Origin of the sequence: Corynebacterium sp. MSK122, assembly GCF_030229435.2 — a bacterium.
Lineage (GTDB): Bacteria > Actinomycetota > Actinomycetes > Mycobacteriales > Mycobacteriaceae > Corynebacterium > Corynebacterium marquesiae.
Genome location: NZ_JASPHV020000059.1, coordinates 1 through 1125 on the forward strand (window position 1 = coordinate 1; position 1125 = coordinate 1125).

At 54.2% G+C, this 1125-nt stretch carries 1 protein-coding gene and 1 pseudogene; both read right to left on the minus strand.

Annotated elements, in window-relative coordinates:
- On the minus strand, positions 1-761 hold a 761-nt coding region (locus QP934_RS11425; RefSeq protein ID WP_419127583.1), incomplete at its 3' end, for an IS3 family transposase.
- A pseudogene (locus QP934_RS11430) lies at positions 758-1100 on the minus strand (transposase). The gene QP934_RS11425 and the pseudogene QP934_RS11430, both read right to left, overlap by 4 nt.
- Between the last annotated feature and the right edge of the window lie 25 nt (positions 1101-1125).

The window sequence follows — 1125 nt, forward strand, 5'->3', positions numbered from 1 at the left end:
TCATCCCACCTGCGAGTATGGATCAGCTCGTTTTTGTAGGAACCATTAACGTTTTCCGCCAGAGCATTGTCATAGGAATCCCCGACAGTTCCGGTGGAAGCGGCAATCCCGTGCTGGGCAAGACGCTCGTTGTAGACAACGCTGACATACTGCGAGCCGTGATCCGAATGATGAATGAGACCTGTTGTTTCCTCAGCAGACGCGATCGCCTGGTTGAGAGCTTGCAGCGGCAACGCTTCGGTGCGCATGGAATCTGATAACGCCCACCCAACGATCCGTCGGGAGTAAACATCGGTGACAAACGCGGCATACACAAAGCCTTTCTTCGTGCGCACGTAGGTAATATCAGCCACCCACAGCTTGTTCGGGCCTTCGGCTTTGAATTCTCGCTCCACCAAGTCCGGGCGTAAATCCGGCCTTTGAGGTGTGCGAGTGGTCATAGGCGAGCGGCCTTTGCCTTTGCCTGATACACCGGCTAGACGCATCAGCCGCGCGGTTTGTTCACGACCGATATCGATTCCGTCACGATGAAGAGCATGCCACATTTTCCGCACACCGTAGATGCCGTAATTATCCCGATGGATAGCACTAATGCGTTCAACCAGCACAGCATCACGAAGGCGGCGAGCACTTACCCCACGGGCCTTGGACTGACGATACCCACGCGAGGTGATGAACCCACCAGCGCGGTTTTTCTTCAACGTCTTACAGATGAACTCGACAGAGAAACGATTCCGGTATTCATCGATGAACCGGATCATTTCCGACGTTTTGGGTCGAGTTCCGACGCGAAAAAAGCTGAGGCAGCCTTTAAAAGTTCATTGGTGTCGCGTAGCTCTTGATTTTCACGGCGAAGCCTCGCGTTTTCGGCGGCCAGATCTTCAGGCACGGGTTCTGGGATGTTTCCCGCACGGCGGGCCTGTTGGGTCCATTGACGGGCTGTGTGCCATGACACCCCCAGCTTTGGGGCTACTGCCTGGCACGCGGCTTGCATCGACATATTTTCCGCCAAGATGCGGTCCTCTACAAGACGGACCACACGATCCTTCGCATCCTGGTCAAATTTTCTTGGCATATTCCAGATTTTCCCATCTACTCAAACGGAACAAAACCTGGGACACTTCA